This is a genomic window from Vibrio sp. 2033, assembly GCF_033339735.1.
Genome location: NZ_JAWOVC010000001.1, coordinates 89823 through 110827 on the forward strand (window position 1 = coordinate 89823; position 21005 = coordinate 110827).

Consider the following 21005-nt stretch of genomic DNA (forward strand, 5'->3'; position numbering starts at 1 on the left):
TTTTATTGCGTCCAGTAGGCGTTGTTATGACGAATCATAGCGCGAAGATCGTGTACATAGGCGATGCCACGTTCAGAATAGGCTAGCAACCCATGCGTTAACTCTGACGCGGTTGCGACCGTTAACAAGCCCTTGTTCTTTTCAGCCAGAGATGTTCTGATTTCACGCAGGTCTGCATACGCTGGGTTTCGATTAACATTCATAAAGTAGCCATGAACAGACTGTTGTACAGAATCGAATTTTTCAACTTCATGAACTTTGTTAGCGCCACGTTGCGCTGGAACAATTCCACAGCCCTTTTTATAACACCATTGGCCGAACAAGTTGTTTGCTTGAGTAGCAAAACGAGAAGTGCCCCACGCAGATTCATTTGCCGCTTGAGTTAGAACCAACGCTTCTGGTAAGACGTTCACTCTCACAAGCATCTCGTCTAGCCACGCTTGATCAACCTTATCGTTACTCAAGGGCAACGAATACAGAGATGATAACCGCTGAGCATACTCTTGTTGTTCTTGCGTCACTTGTCCCACCTTTAAAGAGGTAAGAAAGGCCCGCTCATGACGAATTCGTTGATTTTCAAGAGCAATTTTAGGCCTTAAAAAATCAAAAAAAGCTGCTTTTTTCTCTTTCGTATCTTTTATTGAATTGAAGTCTGGGATATCACCGATGTATGGCAAGTGTGATAAATCGACATGCTTAATCTTGCCAGAGAGTGCGTCAGGATTTTCCACATATTTAAACTGTTTCTCGTAGTGTAAATATGGGCCTATAGAAATGAAAGTGGCGGCTATACAGGTTGCCGCCACTCGTAAACTTATTGATTTCAAAGAATTAGGCATCAAACACCTGTGAGTTACCATCGTGATCATTATCGTTTTTCTGTGTTGTAACGATCTTAAGCTTAATTCCAAACATTTCGCGGTAGAGTATGCCTTTCAAATGGAAGAAGAATGGCAGCACAAAAATCAAGCCAATACCGTAGAACATTGCTGCAATAATAAACATTAACATCACGCCTAAGTAAAGCCCCGCGACCACAAAAATCTTCTTGTTGATTGCGCGAAGTGATAACAGCAACGCTTGCATTGGTGGCACCCTTTTCTCACAAATCAACAAAATAGAGTGACTAAATGCCAAGGAAAGATACAGCGACAGTAAAGGAAAAATCATACCAACCACACCTTGTAGCATTAAGCTCATGAGTGTTGCTAGAATAACAGGAATGGTGAACTGCAACCCCTTTCCAACATGGCGCAACTTAGTCTTCAGGCCAGCGATATGACTCATAGCCATCAAACTTATCCCCGCATAAATTGGGGCGCTAATCACCTCATAACTGAAATTCGCGACATAAATAGAAGACACAATATCGTTTGTGAACGACTCTGGGTTCTCAAACGCATCAAGAATAACGGTCAAATCGCCCAACTGCAGTTTTAATGCAATATAGAAAATACCTAACTGGACAAAAAGCAATACAATAATGGCAGGAGAAAATGATAAAAAGTGCTGGATGGTTGCTCGCCAAGCTTCGTTAAAAACCGCGCCAGCTTTAAGCTCGTAGTTGCCAGACAAAGCTCGCTCTACACTCCCCCCAAGATTGAAATCTTTCTCAAAATCGTCGTTCATAGTTTATCCAAGACTAACTTGTAAAATTTTGACTGGAATTCCAGTCAATTAATGTAATCGTCATTATAAAGAAATCTTTCCACATCTAACATCACAACTCACCTACAATCCTTGCAATCTCAACTGTATGGTTGATAATTAACCACTTTCAAGGTCATGAAATTGAAACAATTGTTGAACAAAGTTTAGTGCTATCAAACTGTGTCTAGATGCCAATTAATCTCATAAAAACAGTATGGTAAGGAATGATGGCTTTTTCCTGCAAAATTATTTCTGTTTCAAGATAAGAAAATGCTTTAATTTCACACTTTTGGTGATTATGATGCGCGCCTCAAAAGTGAATGGTTAGTGTCACATCAGCTGGGATAATCCCGGCTTGAACGTGGGGGAAATACAGACGTTGAACGCAAAACCGCAAGCAGGAAAGCCAGTTATTCGTTTATCTGGTATTAGTAAAAGTTTCGATGGTAAGGAAATCATCGGTAATTTAAATCTGGATGTTAATCATGGTGAATTTCTGACGATTCTCGGGCCTTCTGGTTGTGGTAAGACAACAGTTTTACGCATGATTGCAGGTTTTGAAACGGCAGATAACGGTCAAATTATTTTGGATGACCAGGATGTAACACAGGTTCCTGCAGAGCAAAGGCACGTCAACACGGTATTTCAAAGTTACGCATTGTTTCCACACATGACCGTATATGAGAATGTCGCTTTTGGTCTTCGTATGCAGAAAACGCCTACTGCGGACATTGAACCACGAGTAATGGAAGCGCTACGCATGGTGCGCCTAGAAAAAATGGCACAGCGTAAGCCTCATCAGCTTTCTGGTGGTCAGCAACAACGTATCGCCATTGCGCGTGCGGTTGTTAACAAACCAAAAGTACTGCTGCTAGATGAATCTCTATCGGCACTTGATTACAAACTGCGTAAGCAAATGCAAATCGAGCTTAAACAGCTTCAGCGTCAACTTGGTATTACCTTTATCTTCGTTACGCACGATCAGGAAGAAGCCCTATCGATGTCTGACCGCATTATTGTAATGCGCGATGGTGTTATCGAGCAGGATGGTTCTCCACGTGAGATTTACGAAGAGCCGAAGAACCTATTTGTTGCTCGCTTTATCGGAGAGATCAACGTATTCAACGCAACCATGCTAGAGCGTATCGACGAGAAACGTATCCGTGCAGAAATCGAAGGTGTCGAATCTGTTGTTTACTACGATCAGGAAGCGCAAGCAGGTGAAAAACTGCAAGTACTACTTCGCCCAGAAGACTTACGTATCGAAGAGATCAAAGAGTCTGAAGAAAAAGGCATCGTAGGTCACGTAACAGAGCGTACCTATAAAGGTATGACGCTTGATTCAGTTATCCAATTGGATTCGGGCATGCGTGTAATGGTTAGCGAATTCTTTAACGAAGATGATCCTGATGTGGACCACTCACTTGGCCAGAAAGTCGCTATCACTTGGGTTGAGAGCTGGGAGGTAGTCCTCAATGATAAGCAAGAAGATTAATCTTCAAAACGCGATCATTACCTTAATCGTCGGTTGGTTAACACTTTTCGTGTTGGTACCAAATGTGATGATTATCGGTACGAGTTTCTTAACGCGTGATGAAGCAAACTTAATCGAAATGACATTTACTTTCGACAACTACTTACGTCTACTCGACCCCTTGTATGCGAAAGTGCTGATGCACTCGTTCTACATGGCGATTGTGGCGACGTTGTTGTGTTTAGTAATTGGTTACCCATTTGCTTACATCATAGCGAAAATGCCAGAGAAATGGCGCCCATTCATGTTGTTCTTAGTTATCGTACCTTTTTGGACAAACTCTCTTATCCGTACTTACGGCCTGAAGATTGTTCTGGGTACACAAGGTATTTTGAACAAATCATTAATGGCGATGGAAATCATCGATAAGCCATTACGTATTATGTACACCGAAACAGCAGTAATGATTGGTCTTGTGTACATCCTGCTTCCATTTATGATTCTGCCGCTTTACTCGGCAATCGAGAAGTTGGACAACACTTATATCGAGGCGGCGAAAGATCTTGGTGCGAACAAGTTCCAAACCATTACGAAAGTGATTCTACCTCTTACAATGCCTGGCATTATCGGTGGTTGTTTGTTGGTTCTGCTACCAGCACTAGGTATGTTCTACATCTCTGACCTTCTTGGTGGTGCGAAGAACCTACTGATCGGTAACGTCATTAAGAGCCAAGTATTGAACGCTCGTGACTGGCCATTTGGTGCTGCGACCAGTATCGCCCTCACCTTCGCAATGGCTGTGATGCTTTACGCTTACTACAGAGCAGGCAAACTATTGAATAAGAAAGTGGAGCTAGACTAATGGGACGCACAGTTAGATTTAGCTTTATGGCGCTGGTGTATGCATTTTTGTATCTGCCAATCATCGTCTTAATTGTTAACTCATTTAATGCCAACAAATTTGGTATGAAATGGGGTGGTTTCACCACGAAATGGTACGAAACCTTAGTAAATAACGACAGCCTAATGCAAGCTGCATGGCATTCATTGAACGTAGCGGTATTCTCAGCGACAGCAGCAACCATCATTGGTAGCTTAACGGCCGTTGCCCTATTCCGTTACTCGTTCAAAGGTAAAGGTGCGGTAAACGGCATGCTGTTTGTCGTGATGATGTCTCCCGATATTGTAATGGCGATTTCATTACTTGCTCTGTTCCTAGTATTAGGCGCACAGCTTGGCTTCTTTACACTATTGATTGCTCACATCACCTTTTGTCTACCATTCGTTGTGGTAACTGTATACAGCCGCTTAAATGGCTTTGATGTGAAAATGTTGGAAGCAGCAAAAGACCTTGGTGCAAGCGAGTGGGTTATCTTGAAACAGATCATCCTTCCTCTCGCTAAACCAGCGGTTGCCGCAGGTTGGCTATTGAGCTTTACCCTGTCTTTGGACGATGTGATCATCAGCTCGTTTGTAACGGGTCCAACATACGAAATCTTGCCATTGAAGATTTACTCAATGGTTAAGGTGGGCATTTCACCGGAAGTTAACGCCCTAGCAACGGTGATGTTGATTGTTTCTTTGGTCTTGGTAGTAATTTCTCAGTTGCTAGCAAGAGAAAAAGTGAAGTAGAATCCGCACCTGTTAACATCACGAAACAGAATGGTTACATGCCATTCTGTTTTTCTATCTATCGTCCAAAATTGGACAACGTTTGGTTTGGAGCTAACGTCAATGAAAAAATGGGCTACTCTATTAGCTGGTAGTGCATGTGCGCTTTCTCTGTTCTCTGGTACAGCGACAGCGGATGATAAAGAACTAGTATTTATGAACTGGGGTCCTTACATCAACAGTAATATCCTAGAGCAATTTACTAAAGAAACTGGCATCAAAGTGATCTACTCGACTTACGAGTCGAACGAAACTTTGTATGCAAAGCTAAAAACTCATAACCAAGGTTATGACCTAGTAGTACCTTCAACGTACTTCGTGGCGAAGATGCGTGACGAGGGCATGCTACAAAAGATCGATAAGACTAAGCTGAAAAACTTCGGCAACCTAGATAAAAACTACCTAGACAAGCCTTACGATCCAAATAACGACTACTCTATTCCACACGTTGTTGCGATTACAGGCCTAGCGGTTAACGCAGACATGTACGACCCAAAAGACTTCCAAAGCTGGGCTGACCTATGGAAGCCTGAGCTTGAAGGTCAAGTAATGTTGATGGACGACACTCGTGAAGTATTCCATATCGCTCTACGTAAACTTGGCTACTCAGGTAACTCAAAAGACCCTAAGCAAATCGATGAAGCGTACGCTGAGCTACAAAAGTTGATGCCTAACGTTTTAGTATTCAACTCTGACAACCCAGGCGCACCATACATGTCTGGTGAAGTTGGCGTTGGTATGCTTTGGAACGGTAGCGCAGCTGCTGCTCAAAACGAAGGCATGAACCTGAAACTCGTTTTTCCTAAAGAAGGCGGTATCGGCTGGGTTGATAACTTCGCTATCTCTTCCGGTGCGAAGAACGTAGAAGCAGCTCACAAGATGATCGACTTCTTACTGCGCCCAGAAATCGCAGAGCAAATCTCTCGTGATACTGGCTACCTAACGGCGGTGGAGGAATCGAATGCTAAGTTTAAAGACGTTGCCCCACTATTCCCTTCTCAAGAAGACCTTGACCGCGTTGAATGGCAAGATGCGGTTGGTGATCTAACCGTTAAATACGAAGATTACTTCCTCAAGCTGAAAGCGGGGCAATAATCTAGCTTGTGTAACAAGTCATCAACCATAGGAAAATAGGCAGCAATACGCTGCCTATTTTTGTCTTAGGCTGATATAATCGCGCGTTGCTAGGTTTATTTGTCTTGGTATCATAGATTTATCGTCTCATAACAAGGAGACAACGATATTCAAGCTAAATGAACATATTTGTGCTTACTGCGATTTGGCTCAACTTGATAACTCCAGCTAGTATTGACTTGTCCAATCGCGAAACAAAACGGAAAACAAATGAAAAGTAAATTCTACGCAAGCGCTCTATGTGCAGCGACGCTCATCGCTACCCCTGCAATGGCTGCTGATCAAGAACTTTATTTCTACAACTGGTCGGAATACATTCCAAACGAAGTTCTTGAAGACTTTACAAAAGAAACCGGAATCAAAGTTATTTACTCTACATACGAATCTAACGAGAGTATGTACGCAAAACTAAAAACTCAAGGTTCTGGTTACGACTTGGTAGTACCGTCTACCTATTTCGTCTCTAAAATGCGTAAAGAAGGCATGCTACAACAGATCGACAAAGAGAAATTATCTCATTTTGCCGATCTTGATACTAACTTCCTAAACAAACCGTTCGATCCGAACAACAACTACTCTATCCCATACATTTGGGGTGCGACCGGTATTGGTATCAATGCTGACATGCTAGACAAGTCATCGGTTTCTAAATGGGATGATTTCTGGGATAGCAAGTGGGAAGGTCAACTAATGCTGATGGATGATTCTCGCGAAGTATTCCACATTGCATTGACTAAGCTTGGTTACTCACCAAACACGACTAACCCAGAAGAAATCAAAGCCGCTTACGAAGAACTGAAAAAGCTAATGCCAAACGTATTAGTATTTAACTCAGACTTTCCTGCAAACCCTTACCTTGCGGGTGAAGTTTCACTAGGCATGCTTTGGAACGGTTCTGCATACATGGCTCGTCAAGAAGGCGCGAACATCGACATCATCTGGCCAGAAAAAGGCACTATCTTCTGGATGGACAGCCTAGCAATTCCAGCTGGTGCGAAGAACGTTGACGCAGCTCATAAGATGATCGATTTCCTACTACGTCCTGAGAACGCAGCTAAGATTGCACTTGAGATTGGTTATCCTACGCCAGTTAAAACGGCACACGATCTGCTACCGAAAGAATTTGCTAATGATCCAAGCATCTTCCCACCACAAGAAGTGATGGACAGCGGTACTTGGCAAGATGAAGTTGGCGAAGCGAGCGTAATGTACGATGAGTACTTCCAAAAGCTAAAAGTGAACAACTAATGCGTTAGTTTTAAAGAGATGAAAAAGCGGCTCATGAGCCGCTTTTTTGTTCTTAATGACAAGACAAAAACTCTTCCTGTTGAAGTTATTACGCTCTTTCTTTTCCTTCTAGAGCCAGTATCTCGTCAACTAATTTTGGAACCTCAACGCTTGCTTTTCCGTAGCGTTTTTCCTCAAATTCACTTTCTACCGCACTAGGTTCTAGGTTAATTTCAATGGTATGTGCGCCGTGCATTTTTGCATCATGAACAAAACCTGCTGCGGGATACACAACGCCAGAAGTCCCAATAGAAATAAACAAATCTGCTTCTTCTAATGACGCGTAGATATCACCCATTCGCAGTGGCATTTCACCAAACCAAACAATATGTGGTCGCATTTGTGAAGGGATCTGACAACAGTGACAAAGCTCGCCGGTCTTAATGTCCTCATTGTGCTCTACTACTTGGTTAGATTCACTACAGCGGGCCTTGAGCAACTCACCATGCATGTGAATCACATTCTGACTGCCGCCTCTTTCGTGAAGGTTGTCTATATTTTGAGTGATGACCGTCACTTTACCTTCTAACTCAGCCTCTAAACGACCCAATGCTTCATGCGCTGCATTAGGCTTTATCGCATTATCTTGAAGTTTCTTGCGGCGTTGGTTGTAAAAATCTTGAACAAGGTCCGGATCGCGAGCAAACCCTTCAGGCGTTGCTACATCTTCGATACGGTGATTCTCCCATAGGCCATCTTGCGCACGAAATGTTTGAATACCAGATTCGGCCGAGATACCTGCACCAGTAAGTACTACAATATTTCTATAAGGGAAATTCATAACTCATCCTTGCTGTTTTTTCATTAGCTTAACACTGAAAGAATAGCAACAGTAGTAATATGGATTAGACCATAGTCGTAATGGTCACTATTAGAATTACAATTTAAGAGGAACAGCAATGAGACAAGTATCTCTAGCGTTTATATTGCTTATGACTTTGGCAGGCTGTCAACTTACCAATGTTGAAGGCGAAGTCGATGATGTAAAGGTAAGAGTCAGCACCAATGATGATGACCATCGAGGTAATGGTAATTTCTGTCCTCCTGGCCAAGCCAAGAAAGGCAATTGCTAAAAGAGCGGCTTTATGCCGCTCCCATATTGGTCTCAATCCTCGTTGGTCGAAGATATTTTATGAATGGCTAGGTCAGCGCCATTGAATTCGTCTTCTTCTGAAAGCCTTAGTCCCATACTGGTATTAATCGCGCCGTAGACTGCAAGTGCCCCAAGCACAGCGATGGAAATGCCCAAAAGCGTTCCTAGAAGCTGAACGATAATGCTCACGCCCCCTAGCCCACCCAACGAGATTTGGCCAAAGATCCCCGCAGCAATACCACCCCAAGCGCCACATACACCGTGTAAAGGCCAGACACCTAGCACATCATCAATCTTGGTTTTGTTTTGTAGGTGGGTAAAAAGATAAACAAATAGCACGCCAGCAATCGCACCTGTTACTAAAGCACCGATAGGATGCATTAAGTCTGAGCCCGCACATACAGCAACCAAGCCAGCTAGTGGGCCGTTATGAATAAAGCCAGGGTCATTCTTACCAGCCAACAGTGACGCGACAATGCCCCCGACCATTGCCATCAATGAGTTCATAGCCACCAAGCCACTTATGCCTGACACAGTTTGAGCTGACATGACGTTGAAGCCAAACCACCCCACACATAAGATCCAAGCTCCCAAAGCCAAAAACGGAATATTCGAAGGTGCAAAGTTGGTATGCTTTCCTGCTCGAACTCTGCCTTTTCTCATGCCCAAAAACACAACGGCAACCAGCGCTATCCAGCCGCCAACACCATGTACAACGACTGAACCTGCAAAATCGTGGAAGCCATAACCAAAGGTATTTTCAAACCAAGCTTGAACACCAAAGTTTCCGTTCCAGATCATTCCCTCAAATAACGGGTATACGATGCCGACAGTGAAAAATGTTGCGATAAGAATCGGATAAAAACGAGCTCGCTCTGCGATACCACCAGAAACAATAGCAGGAATCGCTGCAGCGAAGGTCAGCAAGAAAAAGAACTTCACCAACTCGTAACCATTGCCTTGAGATAATGTCTCTGCATCAGCAAAGAAGGTGCCGCCATAAGCGACCCAGTATCCAATGAAAAAATACGCAATGGCGGAAATACCGAAATCGGCCAAGATTTTAACTAAAGCATTAACTTGGTTCTTTTGGCGCACGGTTCCTACTTCAAGAAAAGCAAAACCAGCATGCATCAAAAAGACCATGATTGCGCCAAGTAGTAAGAAAAGTGTGTCGGAACTTTGCGTGAGAGTTTGTACAGCGCCGTGTACCTGATTGGCAGTTACACTCATTATGATTGTCTCCGTTGATCTGTAGCGCACTTATCCTGTGCATCAAAGTTAGGCTCATCACCAATTTGGTGAACTTAGTTTATAGAGCGTCTAACAGAGCAATTCTCATTCCATAATTTACATTTCTAACACTTACACTTTAATTTATTGTTTTGTATGAACTTTAATAAAATTATGCATTCTTGAAATGGTGCTTAACACGCTAATAAATGCACCAATGTGGTTTTACTGCACCAACATAATGCGCACCATATAGCTCAACAAGCAGCAAACTCCCCACCATAAACATAAAAGCCACCTCATGAGAGGTGGCTTTTATACTGAATGGCTAACTAAAGGAGTTTATCGAGTGATCTTCCCTGCTTTTACTTCTTCTAGCCAACGCCCCTCGACGAGGTAAGGAGGAAGCCAACCAGTTTCAACAGATAAACGGTTACCTTTGTCGTACCATATGCCAATCATTAAAACTGGTTTAGTTTTAGGGAGAGAAGCTACCACTATTCAGTCAACTCAGAGCAACTGCTGCGTCTTACGAGTTCCTTTTGTGAATGTTGTTACGTCAACATTAGAATTTGGTAACTATATCTCTTCCATCCCAACCCCTTTTGTTAGGAAATCCTCCAATGAAGCAGATATATATTTAGCATCGTCGATATCTAGATCACTAAAATCACTTAAATAAAGTCCTGGCCCTTTTTTTCCTTGCATTAATATCAAAGCTGCGCCTTCTTCATTATCCCCAATAGCCAAAGAGTTAGGAATGCAATCTTGGATTTCATAAGCTTCATTCATCTCAATACAACCCGACGGGCTCCATATCCTTATATACTTTTCTCCACGCACTAAAATCTCTACTTCCGTCATTTTTCTAACGATACAAAGATACTCTTCCGGTACAGTAATACTGCTAAAATTTTTCAAATCATTAATTTCATCTTCGCTTGCAGCATTCTCGTGCGCATCAAGCCTAAAGTTGAGCGCTAAATTTTCTATGATATCCAACTATATAGCCTCTAATAATTCAACCTTTCGTATGGTATTTTTAGTGTATTTAGCATTTTATACTGCTGTTCAAGAACTTTACTTATTGTTTGTTTGTCAAAACCTGCAACTTCCAAATCAGCTATAATGAACTGAAGCTCCTCTTGCAAGTTAGAGCCCCATTTGCTTTCCCCACTATTGACTCTAGCATTTTTTCTAGCCCGTTGTTCATTACTAATTATTGTATGGGGGTGACATGAACCAAATTTCGTTTTTCCAGTTTCGATTGTGATGCTTGGGGCTAGTTCTTCATCATAACCATATGAAGATAAGTTTTCTTTTGCCCAAGCCCGCTGCAACCCATGATGAGACTCTAAACGCCCCCCATTTGGCCCCTTCCCCTTTGGTTTAGGTAAAGAGTCTTTATGAGATTTGTTAAAGAATATATAGTTTTCCCCATCATTTACTTGGAAATTATATTTTTTAACTTCATGAAAAGCTCTGGAATTAACAAATTCTTCAAGGCCAACAACATGCTGAATTTTTCGTTTACTACCATCTGAATAGTTAATATGACGATAAAAAGTAATCTCGTTTCTTTCGCAATCAATATGGTCTAAATCGTATTCATATCGAATATGATTTTTACCTTTGGGTTTTCGGATTTTGACTTGCGAGCGAACGCCATCTTCTCCGACGGATGACTCTTTTGCTGCTTCTAAAATCTGATCGCAAACCTCTTGGGGGACATCGCTTTGCGCCTGATACTCTGCCAACATTTGACCCAAGCGTTTTAGCCCTTCTTCACATAGGAAACCTGTTGGGTCAATCCATTGAATTGGGTTGACTGCATATTGGTAATGATTAATACCACCAGCAATAGATATCGGATCTTGTTGGATAAAGCGTCCTAGCTTAGGATCGTAATACCGAGCGAGGTTGTAGTGTAAGTCGGTTTCTTGATCGAAGTACTGCCCTTGAAAACGCAGTGGATTTACTACTTTTTCAATATGTACATGAGCAAAGCCATGAGCATCGTAGCTGGCACTCCATACAACATTCCCCTCGCAATCGATCAGTCGCTCTGGTTTACCAACTTGATCGCACTGGTACCAATAAATAACGTCATTTTCTAGCAGTGCCACTGGCGTGTAGGTTTCTGGTTGATATAGGTACCAGCGGAAAGCACCTGAAGAGCGTTCACCAATTAAACGTTCACCTTCCCACAGGAACTCCTTAACGCCTTTTTGTGTAATTTTTTTCGTTCTGCGCCCTAATGCATCATATTCATATTGACTGATACCATCGTCGGTGTGAACTTCAATGAGCTGATTTAACGCATCAAATACGCGAGTCTGAACGTGTCCTTGCCCCTCACGTTTTGTCTGGTTTCCTTGCGCGTCATATTTGAACCGTACATCATCGTGTACTTCAATACGATCAGCGAATACCTCTGAAGTTGGCAAAGTAGGATTGCCAAAACTATCGTATTCAAATTTAGTCACTTCTCCGGAAGCATTGACTCGTTTCAGTTGCCCTAAGGCATCGTACTGATAGTGTGTTGCTCCTGCCGTATTATCAATGATTGATGAAATACGGTTTTGCGCATTGTAAACGTACTTTTTCTCTCTATCAGGCCAATGTTGTTCGACCAAACGACCAACACCATCATAAATGATGCGCTCATTAAAATATGCCGTTTCAATTTGGGAAACTCGTCCCATTTCATCGTAATGAAATTTGATTTGAGGTAAATCTAGGTTTCCAAACCGAATCGCTGAAAAACGCCCATATCGATCATAAGAGAAGTTCAGCTCCGTATTATCTGGCAGTACCTGAGATACGCGTTGGCCAACTCTGTTAAACTCCTGCGCTATCTCAAACTGACCTTGAATGCGCTTTGTTAAATGCCCGAATGAAGAGTATTGGTATTGCAATGTTTGATGGCGATTGGAGGCGAACGTAAGTCGCCCACCAAGCGTATAATTAAAGTGGTGCTCTACAATACTGCTAGCATTTCCTGCTTTGACGTGCTTGAGATAACCCGCAGCGTCATAGCGGTACAGCACGGTCCTATCGGCGACTTGCTTACGATGGATCCGTCCCATATGATCATAATCAAATTGGCTTTGTAGATTATCAAACCCGACAGTTCCTGACAGCTGGCCTTCATCGTCATACAGGAATTCGAACTCTAAGCCGTCACTCCGAACTAATTTAGTCAGGTTACGTTGTTGATCGTATTCGTAAGAAATATGGCTGCCATCGGGAAAGATGACTGCTTCTTGTTGCGCGAGTGCTCCCCATTGATACGAGGTAATGCCTGCTGGCGTTCGAATCTGAGCAACACGGCTGCGCTCATCGTAAGAATATTCTTCGCTATAACCGACTTTGTCTTCGTCGTTAAAATAACGAACTGATGTACGCCTGCCAAATTGATCATAAGCGAGTTGAGCAATACACCCATCGGGATAAGCAACGCCATTCACTAAATCTTCTTCATTGTAGCTATAACGAAGTAATGTACCGTCTATTTCATTCGCGATAAGTCTTTGTTGTTCATCCCACCACCACTGACTTTTCTTACCATCTTCAGACTCTTTTTTGACGACTTGACCGTGTTTATCGTAATCATATTCCGTGACACAGCCGAACTGATCGGTATCCCAAACTCTTTGACCGAGGCTATTGTAGTAAGCCTTCTCGATATCCCCGTCAGGTGAAACCGTTTTAACTAACTTACCTAAGCCGTCATAACCATATTGAATTTCTTTGCCAGAGGAATGAAACTTAGAAACTAATTGACCATGCTGATTATATTGATAATTGACCGTTGACTGATCAGGATAGATAGCTTGTGCTTTTCGTCCTAATTCATCATATTGCCATCGCCAAGTTCTACCTGTGGGGCTTATTTTCTCAAGTAGGTTACCCTGCTCGTCATGCAAGAAAGACCATTGATGATCTAACGAGTCAGAATAAGAAGAGTGATTTCCTTGATAATGGAAGCGATAGTCATAAATTCCTGCGTCCCCAACGTTCCTGATGCATTTCGCGTTAGCACCTTCGCCATCCCATTCAAAATAATGAGTAAAGCCAGTTGGTCGTACACGCTTAACAATTAAATGGCCGCGGTATTGATACTGTTCCTTCAAGCCCAAATGATTAGTTGCACTGACCAAATCATCGTGCTCATCATAGGTATAAGTTGTCAGAACTTTTTGGGACTTTGCATTAAGCAGTTCTACAAGGCGTCCTTGCTTATCATATTGACATTCAAGAACCGGACGCTTGTTATATGCGATCTCGATCAATCGATGGTTTCGAGAATACTGCAATTGAAACGTTGAAAACGTGCCATTTCTAACTTGTTTAACAAGCCAACGATCATCTTTTTGCTCAAACCTATATTGATGCCCACTAGCGAGCGTCACGATCCGAGTTGCTGAATTTAGGAAATAACAGCTCGCACCAGCGTATATCTGGTAACTTGTCGCTCCAATATCTACTGGCTCAAATTCTGTGATATCTGCCTTATCGTCAACAAACTCCCAAGCGATAACATTGTCTTTCTCGTTCGTCTTTTCGCGTAATTCAAACTGAAATGCATGTCGCCAACCAAAGCCCATTCCATGATTTACATCCGACTGCGAAGAGCGGTAAGTACGCTGCCAAGTAGTACCTTGTTGTAGCTCGATATCATAGAGTTCGAGAATTTCTTCACCCGTCACAAGTGATACAGGATCACCGGCTTTCTCATGTTTTTCGCTGCTTTGTTGCTGAGGCTTGGCGGATGCGGCACTTCTGCCACTCTTTTTATTCGACTTCCCCTTTCCCTTCGATGGTTTTGCATTGACGGTATTTTGAGTCGGTGGAGGCGTAACCGCCGACGAGAGTGCGTAGTTTTCGCCGGTAGGTACAATTCGAGCGACATGCAAGTCACCGTTCACCAAAGCATTGGCAAACGTTGAATTATAGTGTTGGGAAGTAAGCTCACCGTCAGGTATGTTTGGCTTGAATTGACCAATCGCATAGAACAAGTCCTCGACAGAGCGAAGGTCAAGCTCACCAAAGCTCTCAAGAAACTCTATTGCCTCTTGTTCGGTCACGAATGTTTTAGGTTCGCCGTTAGTAAGTAACTGACCAGAGAAGTGATAACTTTCACCAAAGCGATTCGTGATAGGAATGACGAATTGAGGGATCATAGCCGTAACGTGTTTGTCCTTTTCTTACCTTGCCGCATCATTTAATGCTCGTTTCGCTCTTTTTATTTGTGAGAGCAAGATGCCTTAATCAAACATCCTCCGATAGAGATTCCTCTGTATGCGTAGACTGAATGTATTGATGGCAATTTTCACGTATGCAACTCTTTGAACTTCTGAGCGCAGCGTACTTTAACGGGACGATGAATCCTGAGTAAATGAACAATAGCGTGAGTGAGACTAATGTCTCATCGTGACGCGATTTTTTTACATGTTTCTTACTTAACTATGATTTTCTGCCCAGTTACGTAAATTCAGTCAATAAGTTGCATCAAGTATCACCCCTGCGACTCAACGCTTCATATTTGAGACAAAACAGCAACAAAAAAACCGCCTATTACGGCGGTTTTGCTTAAAGAATACTGATTAAAGGTTTGGACCTGTCGATGGTCTGTGTGGTTGGTTATTGAGCAGTTGCTGCATCCCTTGAAACATTCGCATAAACCACACCAAGATGGCTAATGCAGCAAACACCATCCCTACCCAAGGAATAAAGTAAGCGATGGTTTCAAGCAAAGTACTATGCAACCAATAATCACTCACGCCAACGAGTACACCATTAGAAGTCGCGACGGTGACGATCAACACAACAAAAAACGTCAGGTAGAGAAAGAAGGTGCGAATTAAACCGTAGTAATGAGAAATCACTACGTCGCTGTCTTCTCCCTTATCTAATCGGTAACCCGCATAGATAATTGCGATAACGCCTGAGATCAGAAACGTAAACGGGGTCAGACAGCTCAGGATGTACGCAACCCAAATCCCGTTATGAGGTTTGTTCATTCGCTTTCGCTCCTTTTACTTCCGTTTGTGCCGTATCTGTTTCACCCATCGCTTCTTTGGACTTCACTTCCTCATACCAAAGATCGTGATGCTCTTTCGCCCATGTTTCATCAACTTCACCTGTCACCATGCCTTCTAGCGCACCTTCCATACCGAATAGACCAATATAGATGTGGAAGATAAAGCCACAGATTAGAATCAGCGCCGAAATCGCATGAACTAAGTTAGAAAGCTCCATGTCACGGCGAGTTTGGCCAAAGATAGGAAAGTCCAGAACTAAGCCACTCACTGCCGCGATAGCACCAAAGAAGATTAACAACCAATAGATTGCCTTCTCACCACCGTTTGAGAAACCAGCTGACGGATGTGTGCCTTTGTGTTTACCAACCATGCCGCCCATTTTCATAAACCAACGAACATCTGTCATGTTTGGAATCGACTTGCGCCACCATTTAAAGAGCACGAGCATCAGTAAAATGAAGAACAATGGTCCCATGTAATTGTGGTACTGCTTCGCCAACATGACGATAAAGCCCCAGAACTCAGTAGGAACGTACGGTTTTAAGAAGTGCTTACCGTAAACCAGCATCAAACCACTGAATGCCAGCGTTAAGAATGTAAACGCCATACTCCAGTGAAGCGCGCGGTCTAAACGAGACCAACGCTTCATTTTTTTACCAGTACGCGGCTTGCTAAGCATCAAAGGACCAACGAATACGTAAGCCATGATTACCATTGCAATACTGCCGAAAATCGCGACAGCACCCGCTGGAGACATCCATTTCTCTTTTAGAATGTACCAAGTCTCACCAGGTTTACTGATCAATACGCCATGTTCTGGCGATTGAGACGTGGTGTAGCCTTCTTGCCCCTCTCTGACTTCGCGCCAATAGTCTGCCCCGGCGAGTTGCGTGATCTCCTGTTGAATAACTTTAGAAGATTGTTCCTCTGCTGAAGCAGGCATTGCGAAAGTCAGCAGCAATGCCGTCATCATTGACAGCATTGCTAGAGATGCACGTTTAAGCGTGTTTAACATGTGCCTCTCCTTACTTAGCTTTTCGTCGCATCGTAAGAAAGATCGTTTCCGTCTGTCCAACCTGCGTTTTTCGCGCCGCGTTCTACCACACGTTGACGGAAAATGTCAGAGACTTTCTCTGCGTCACCCGCAAGCAGCGCTTTGGTTGAACAAAGCGATGCACACATCGGTAACTTGCCTTCTGCGATACGGTTCGCACCGTACTTTTGGCGTTCTTCCTCAGAGCCAGGCTCTGTTTCTGGGCCGCCCGCGCAGAAAGTACATTTATCCATTTTGCCACGTTCACCAAACGCCTCTTGTTTAGGAAATTGAGGTGCGCCAAACGGACAAGCAAACAAACAGTAACCACAACCGATACACAGATCTTTATTGTGAAGAACGATGCCGTCTTCGGTATGTTCGAAACAATCAGCTGGACAAACTGCCATACAAGGCGCATCGGTACAGTGCATACAAGCAACAGAGATAGAGTTTTCACCAGCTTCACCGTCATTAAGTGTCACAACGCGACGACGTTGGATACCCCATTCAAGCGCATCGTCGTTTTCGTTCTTACATGCAGTAACACAGCCGTTACACTCGATACAGCGCTTGGTGTCACATAGGAATTTCATTCGTGCCATTGTCAGACTCCTTACGCTTTACGAATGTTACATAGGGTTACTTTGGTTTCCTGCATCAAGGTAACCGGGTCGTAACCGTAAGTGGTTGCCGTGTTAGCCGATTCGCCAACAACGTAAGGCTGTGTACCTTCTGGGTATTTAGGACGTAGGTCTTCACCTTCGAACTTACCGCCAAAGTGGAACGGAATGAACGCCAAGCCAGGTTTCACACGACGTGTTACCATCGCTTTCACCTTGATTCGTCCCTTCTCTGCACCTTCAACCCAAACATCATCACCATCTCTGAAGCCAAGATCGTTCGCGTCTTTCGGGTTCACTTCAACAAACATTTCTTGTTGAAGCTCGGCAAGCCAAGGGTTTGAACGCGTCTCTTCACCACCACCTTCGTATTCAACCAGACGGCCAGAAGTCAGAACGATTGGGTACTCGCCCGATTTGTCCTGCTCTTGAATGGATTTATACAACGTAGGTACACGGAAGATTGCATCTTTGTCTTCCCAAGTTGGGTAATCCGTTACAAGGTCACGACGTGGTGTGTAAAGTGGTTCACGATGCAGTGGCACACGGTCTGGGAACGTCCAAACAATCGCACGCGCTTTCGCGTTACCAAATGGAATACAACCGTGCTTGATCGCGACACGCTGAATACCGCCAGAAAGGTCAGTCTTCCAGTTTTTACCCTCTGCTGCCACTTTCTCTTCAGCAGTTAGGTCGTCCCACCAACCAAGTTGTTTCAATAACTTATCAGTGAACTCTGGGTAACCGTCTTTGATCTCACAGCCTTTCGAATAACTGTCTTCTGCAAGAAGGCTTTTGCCTTCGAATTCCACACCAAAGCGCGTACGGAAGTTACCGCCACCTTCTGCAACCGTCTTAGACGTATCGTACAGAATGTGTGTACCTGGGTGTTTCATTTCTGGTGTGCCCCAGCATGGCCAAGGTAGACCGTAGGTTTCACCGTTGACAGGGCCACCTTCCGCTTCCAATGTGGTTTTGTGGAACGTATGCCAGTTTTGTTGGTGCGCTTTCAAACGCTCTGGGCTTTGGCCTGTGTAACCAATCGTCCACATGCCTTTGTTGAATTCACGCGTTAGGTCTTCAATCACCGGCTGGTTGTTTTCAACACGGATGTTTTTGAACAGAAGATCGGAATAGCCCAGTTTCTTCGAAAGCAGGTACATGATTTCGTGGTCTGGTTTTGATTCAAACAAAGGTTCAATCACCTGCTCACGCCATTGTAGAGAACGGTTAGATGCGGTAACGCTGCCGTGTGTTTCAAACTGTGTTGTTGCAGGAAGCAGGTAAACGCCGTCGGTACGGTCGTTCATTACCGCAGCAACCGTTGGGTAAGGGTCCACAATCACCATCATGTCCAACTTCTGCATCGCTTTTTTCATCTCAACACCACGTGTTTGAGAGTTCACTGCGTGTCCCCAGTAGAACATTGCACGGATGTTTTCGCGCTGACGAATGTTGTCTTTGTTCTCCAGTACACCATCAACCCAACGAGATACAGGAATACCTGCACTGTGCATTGGTTTCTGACCGCTGTAAGCGTTGTCATCGAAACGACCTTTGATCCATTCGTAATCGATTTCCCACACTTTTGACCAATGACGCCAAGCGCCTTCAGAAAGGCCGTAGTAGCCCGGTAGCGTGTCAGAAAGTACGCCAAGGTCGGTTGCGCCTTGTACGTTATCGTGACCACGGAAGATGTTTGCGCCGCCGCCTGATTTACCAATGTTACCAAGCGCTAGCTCAAGCACACAGTAAGCACGTGTGTTGTTGTTACCAGTAGTATGCTGAGTACCACCCATACACCAAACAATACAGCCTGGGCGATTTTCAGAAAGCAGTTTTGCTGTTTGGTAAACGTCTTCTTCGCTTACGCCTGTTACGCGCTCAACTTCTGCTGGCGTCCATTTCGCCACTTCAGCACGGATCTCATCCATACCGAATACACGTTGACGGATGAACTCTTTATCTTCCCATTGGTTTTCGAAGATGTGCCACAACACACCCCAAATGAATGCTACGTCAGAACCAGGACGAAGTGATACATAGTGATCCGATTTTGCTGCCGTACGTGTACGACGAGGATCTGCTACGACGATCTTACAGTTGTTCTTCTCTTTTGCGATCAGAATGTGCTGCATCGCTACTGGGTGTGCTTCAGCTGGGTTTGAACCAATGAATAGCATCGACTTACAGTTGTGCATGTCATTGAAAGAGTTGGTCATCGCACCGTAACCCCAAGTATTCGCTACACCAGCCACGGTTGTTGAGTGACAAATACGCGCTTGGTGGTCAACGTTGTTCGTACCCCAAAGTGATGCCATTTTGCGGAACAAGTACGCTTGTTCGTTGCTGTGCTTTGCGCTTCCCAAGAAGTAAACCGAATCAGGGCCAGACTCTTTGCGGATGTCCATCACCTTGTTACCGATTTCTTCGATCGCTTGATCCCAAGAAAGCTTTTTCCACTTACCGTTTTCAAGCTTCATTGGGTATTTTAGACGACGCTCACCGTGGCCATGTTCACGCAGTGCTGCGCCTTTTGCACAGTGACCACCGGCGTTAAATGGGTGGTCAAATGCAGGCTCTTGACCCGTCCAAACACCATTTTGAACTTCTGCGTAAATACCACAACCCACTGAACAGTGAGAACAGATAGTACGTTTTACTTCTGTTTTCGCTTCTGGATCGACTGATTTTGCTTGCGCTTTTTTCATCATTCCCGGTGCGAATAGACTAGCACCAACCACTGCACCACCAGCGGCAAGCGAAGTGTTTTTCATGAATGCACGACGAGATACGCCAAGCTGGTTCGTTTCTTTGCTCACACTGTCGGAGCGTTTGACAAGTTTCATCCGTTATCTCCTAAAGTGTGTCGTAGTAATCGCGAATGTGTTGAGTTTCACGATACCCTTTCTTCTTCACGTCTTTTTCAGAAGGCTCAACCGTTTCTGAAGCAACGGCCACTTTCGTGGTTCCCGCAACAACAGCACCAGCAACGGCAGCGGTTGTGAAGCCTTTTAGGAGATCCCTACGGCTTGTGTTTATTTCTTTATTATCTTTCATCATTGCTTCCTTACCTTACGGTAGATCTTTGGAGACTCATGCCTCTCTATCGATATGACCAAGTACTGCTCGATTACTCGTAATCAGTGACGTTTTTCACATCAATTTTTAATTTGTTCTTACTGCTTTTGGTGTTCACGCTAAAGCGCACTTGCTCTAACGTTAAAAACGCATCGCAAAGCTGTGCAGCTGGCTTGTAGAAGTTCACGCTTTCTGCGTTCTCTAGTTGGCGCGTAAAAGATTGGAACCAAGGGGCGATGTGTTTGTTAAACACCGCTTGTTGAAGTTCTTCCTCTTCACCCGTCAGCATTGCCATCACTTCGCACAGTGCAGAAATATGGTCTTCAGGCTCTTTCACGTTCTCTTCTCGTTCGATGCCTAAAAGATCCAAATCGCGACGAATTTCCGCTAACGGTTTTTCCATCATCGAGCCAGTGCGATGCCAAGATCCGAATGGCACAACTTCACCACGTCCAATGCCAATAAACAGATCTTGATATTCTTCTTCTAACGCTTCTCGCTGCGCTTCGTTCGCGGCTTGTTGCAGTGCGAGCCAAGCTTTTTGCATCGCGCTCTCAGACGGTTCAATTTCTAGCGATTTCAGGAACGTCAGCATTTCATCACTAGGCGCACTACGAAAAAGTGCAGATAGAACGAGATAAATGTCTGTTCTCAGTGTTTGTTCTTGTTGTGTGTCCAC

The 21005-nt window shown here is 44.0% G+C and carries 18 protein-coding genes and 1 pseudogene; 6 read left to right on the plus strand and 13 right to left on the minus strand.

The window, feature by feature from the left end:
* Window positions 1-2: 2 nt before the first annotated feature.
* Both R7P74_RS00365 and R7P74_RS00370 read right to left on the minus strand, forming a co-directional pair.
* Window positions 3-839, minus strand: coding sequence for a glucosaminidase domain-containing protein (locus tag R7P74_RS00365; protein WP_151515140.1), 837 nt, complete (start codon window positions 837-839; stop codon window positions 3-5).
* Window positions 832-1629 carry a hypothetical protein gene (locus tag R7P74_RS00370; RefSeq protein WP_170893783.1) on the minus strand — a complete coding sequence of 266 codons (798 nt, stop codon included), beginning with the start codon at window positions 1627-1629 and terminating at the stop codon, window positions 832-834. The genes R7P74_RS00365 and R7P74_RS00370 overlap by 8 nt, the downstream gene beginning before the upstream one ends.
* A gap of 400 nt (window positions 1630-2029) precedes the next feature.
* Between R7P74_RS00370 and potA the strand changes: the two genes are divergently transcribed.
* The 5 genes from potA (at window position 2030) to R7P74_RS00395 (ending at window position 7177) form a co-directional block, all read left to right on the plus strand.
* The gene (gene potA / locus R7P74_RS00375) at window positions 2030-3145 is read left to right on the plus strand and encodes a spermidine/putrescine ABC transporter ATP-binding protein PotA (RefSeq protein ID WP_017634901.1); all 1116 of its coding nucleotides are present in this window, start codon (window positions 2030-2032) and stop codon (window positions 3143-3145) included.
* A complete protein-coding gene (gene potB / locus R7P74_RS00380) occupies window positions 3126-3986 on the plus strand; it encodes a spermidine/putrescine ABC transporter permease PotB (protein WP_005377512.1) in 861 nt (286 codons plus the stop codon). The genes potA and potB overlap by 20 nt, the downstream gene beginning before the upstream one ends.
* Window positions 3986-4756: a spermidine/putrescine ABC transporter permease PotC gene (gene potC / locus R7P74_RS00385; protein ID WP_005389180.1), complete on the plus strand. Its 771-nt coding sequence runs from the start codon at window positions 3986-3988 to the stop codon at window positions 4754-4756. Before potB ends, potC begins: the two co-directional genes overlap by 1 nt.
* Before the next feature lie 102 nt (window positions 4757-4858).
* Complete coding sequence (locus R7P74_RS00390) at window positions 4859-5890, plus strand: extracellular solute-binding protein (protein ID WP_318122488.1); 1032 nt, start codon at window positions 4859-4861, stop codon at window positions 5888-5890.
* A 249-nt stretch (window positions 5891-6139) separates the two neighbouring features.
* Window positions 6140-7177 carry an extracellular solute-binding protein gene (locus tag R7P74_RS00395; RefSeq protein ID WP_005377521.1) on the plus strand — a complete coding sequence of 346 codons (1038 nt, stop codon included), beginning with the start codon at window positions 6140-6142 and terminating at the stop codon, window positions 7175-7177.
* Between the two features lie 88 nt (window positions 7178-7265).
* On the opposite strand, the gene cobB is transcribed toward R7P74_RS00395, so the two are convergent.
* Complete coding sequence (gene cobB / locus R7P74_RS00400; RefSeq protein WP_005377522.1) at window positions 7266-7997, minus strand: Sir2 family NAD+-dependent deacetylase; 732 nt, start codon at window positions 7995-7997, stop codon at window positions 7266-7268.
* Window positions 7998-8115: 118 nt separating this feature from the next.
* On the opposite strand from cobB, the gene R7P74_RS00405 reads away from it, so the two are divergent.
* Window positions 8116-8289, plus strand: coding sequence for a hypothetical protein (locus R7P74_RS00405; protein ID WP_165401620.1), 174 nt, complete (start codon window positions 8116-8118; stop codon window positions 8287-8289).
* A 32-nt stretch (window positions 8290-8321) separates the two neighbouring features.
* On the opposite strand, the gene R7P74_RS00410 is transcribed toward R7P74_RS00405, so the two are convergent.
* The 10 genes and pseudogenes from R7P74_RS00410 to R7P74_RS00450 form a co-directional block, all read right to left on the minus strand.
* Window positions 8322-9542, minus strand: a complete 1221-nt coding sequence (locus tag R7P74_RS00410; RefSeq protein ID WP_225472924.1) for an ammonium transporter — start codon at window positions 9540-9542, stop codon at window positions 8322-8324.
* Window positions 9543-9884: 342 nt separating this feature from the next.
* A pseudogene (locus R7P74_RS29895) lies at window positions 9885-10004 on the minus strand (immunity 49 family protein); the annotation flags it as partial.
* A gap of 117 nt (window positions 10005-10121) precedes the next feature.
* Window positions 10122-10544, minus strand: a complete 423-nt coding sequence (locus R7P74_RS00415) for an SMI1/KNR4 family protein (RefSeq protein WP_053303068.1) — start codon at window positions 10542-10544, stop codon at window positions 10122-10124.
* An 11-nt stretch (window positions 10545-10555) separates the two neighbouring features.
* A complete protein-coding gene (locus R7P74_RS00420) occupies window positions 10556-14728 on the minus strand; it encodes an RHS repeat-associated core domain-containing protein (protein ID WP_225472922.1) in 4173 nt (1390 codons plus the stop codon).
* Between the two features lie 423 nt (window positions 14729-15151).
* The gene (locus R7P74_RS00425; RefSeq protein ID WP_005377532.1) at window positions 15152-15568 is read right to left on the minus strand and encodes a membrane protein; all 417 of its coding nucleotides are present in this window, start codon (window positions 15566-15568) and stop codon (window positions 15152-15154) included.
* Window positions 15552-16604: a formate dehydrogenase subunit gamma gene (locus tag R7P74_RS00430; RefSeq protein WP_005377534.1), complete on the minus strand. Its 1053-nt coding sequence runs from the start codon at window positions 16602-16604 to the stop codon at window positions 15552-15554. The genes R7P74_RS00425 and R7P74_RS00430 overlap by 17 nt, the downstream gene beginning before the upstream one ends.
* A gap of 14 nt (window positions 16605-16618) precedes the next feature.
* Window positions 16619-17227, minus strand: a complete 609-nt coding sequence (gene fdh3B / locus R7P74_RS00435) for a formate dehydrogenase FDH3 subunit beta (RefSeq protein ID WP_005377536.1) — start codon at window positions 17225-17227, stop codon at window positions 16619-16621.
* A gap of 11 nt (window positions 17228-17238) precedes the next feature.
* Window positions 17239-20094 carry a formate dehydrogenase subunit alpha gene (locus tag R7P74_RS00440; protein ID WP_136977098.1) on the minus strand — a complete coding sequence of 952 codons (2856 nt, stop codon included), beginning with the start codon at window positions 20092-20094 and terminating at the stop codon, window positions 17239-17241.
* Window positions 20095-20104: 10 nt separating this feature from the next.
* Entirely contained in the window at window positions 20105-20305 is a 201-nt protein-coding gene (locus tag R7P74_RS00445) for a twin-arginine translocation signal domain-containing protein (RefSeq protein ID WP_005396171.1), read from the minus strand.
* 73 nt (window positions 20306-20378) lie between these two features.
* The gene (locus R7P74_RS00450) at window positions 20379-21005 is read right to left on the minus strand and encodes a TorD/DmsD family molecular chaperone (RefSeq protein ID WP_203346072.1); all 627 of its coding nucleotides are present in this window, start codon (window positions 21003-21005) and stop codon (window positions 20379-20381) included.

Bases quoted from the DNA above. Each gene is read 5' to 3' on its own strand.
- R7P74_RS00365 (WP_151515140.1), bottom strand. From the start codon at position 839: ATGCCTAATTCTTTGAAATCAATAAGTTTACGAGTGGCGGCAACCTGT.
- potC (WP_005389180.1), top strand. From the start codon at position 3,986: ATGGGACGCACAGTTAGATTTAGCTTTATGGCGCTGGTGTATGCATTT.
- cobB (WP_005377522.1), bottom strand. From the start codon at position 7,997: ATGAATTTCCCTTATAGAAATATTGTAGTACTTACTGGTGCAGGTATC.
- R7P74_RS00440 (WP_136977098.1), bottom strand. From the start codon at position 20,094: ATGAAACTTGTCAAACGCTCCGACAGTGTGAGCAAAGAAACGAACCAG.
- R7P74_RS00405 (WP_165401620.1), top strand. From the start codon at position 8,116: ATGAGACAAGTATCTCTAGCGTTTATATTGCTTATGACTTTGGCAGGC.
- R7P74_RS00445 (WP_005396171.1), bottom strand. From the start codon at position 20,305: ATGAAAGATAATAAAGAAATAAACACAAGCCGTAGGGATCTCCTAAAA.
- R7P74_RS00420 (WP_225472922.1), bottom strand. From the start codon at position 14,728: ATGATCCCTCAATTCGTCATTCCTATCACGAATCGCTTTGGTGAAAGT.
- R7P74_RS00395 (WP_005377521.1), top strand. From the start codon at position 6,140: ATGAAAAGTAAATTCTACGCAAGCGCTCTATGTGCAGCGACGCTCATC.
- potB (WP_005377512.1), top strand. From the start codon at position 3,126: ATGATAAGCAAGAAGATTAATCTTCAAAACGCGATCATTACCTTAATC.
- R7P74_RS00425 (WP_005377532.1), bottom strand. From the start codon at position 15,568: ATGAACAAACCTCATAACGGGATTTGGGTTGCGTACATCCTGAGCTGT.
- R7P74_RS00370 (WP_170893783.1), bottom strand. From the start codon at position 1,629: ATGAACGACGATTTTGAGAAAGATTTCAATCTTGGGGGGAGTGTAGAG.
- fdh3B (WP_005377536.1), bottom strand. From the start codon at position 17,227: ATGGCACGAATGAAATTCCTATGTGACACCAAGCGCTGTATCGAGTGT.
- R7P74_RS00430 (WP_005377534.1), bottom strand. From the start codon at position 16,604: ATGTTAAACACGCTTAAACGTGCATCTCTAGCAATGCTGTCAATGATG.
- R7P74_RS00410 (WP_225472924.1), bottom strand. From the start codon at position 9,542: ATGAGTGTAACTGCCAATCAGGTACACGGCGCTGTACAAACTCTCACG.
- R7P74_RS00390 (WP_318122488.1), top strand. From the start codon at position 4,859: ATGAAAAAATGGGCTACTCTATTAGCTGGTAGTGCATGTGCGCTTTCT.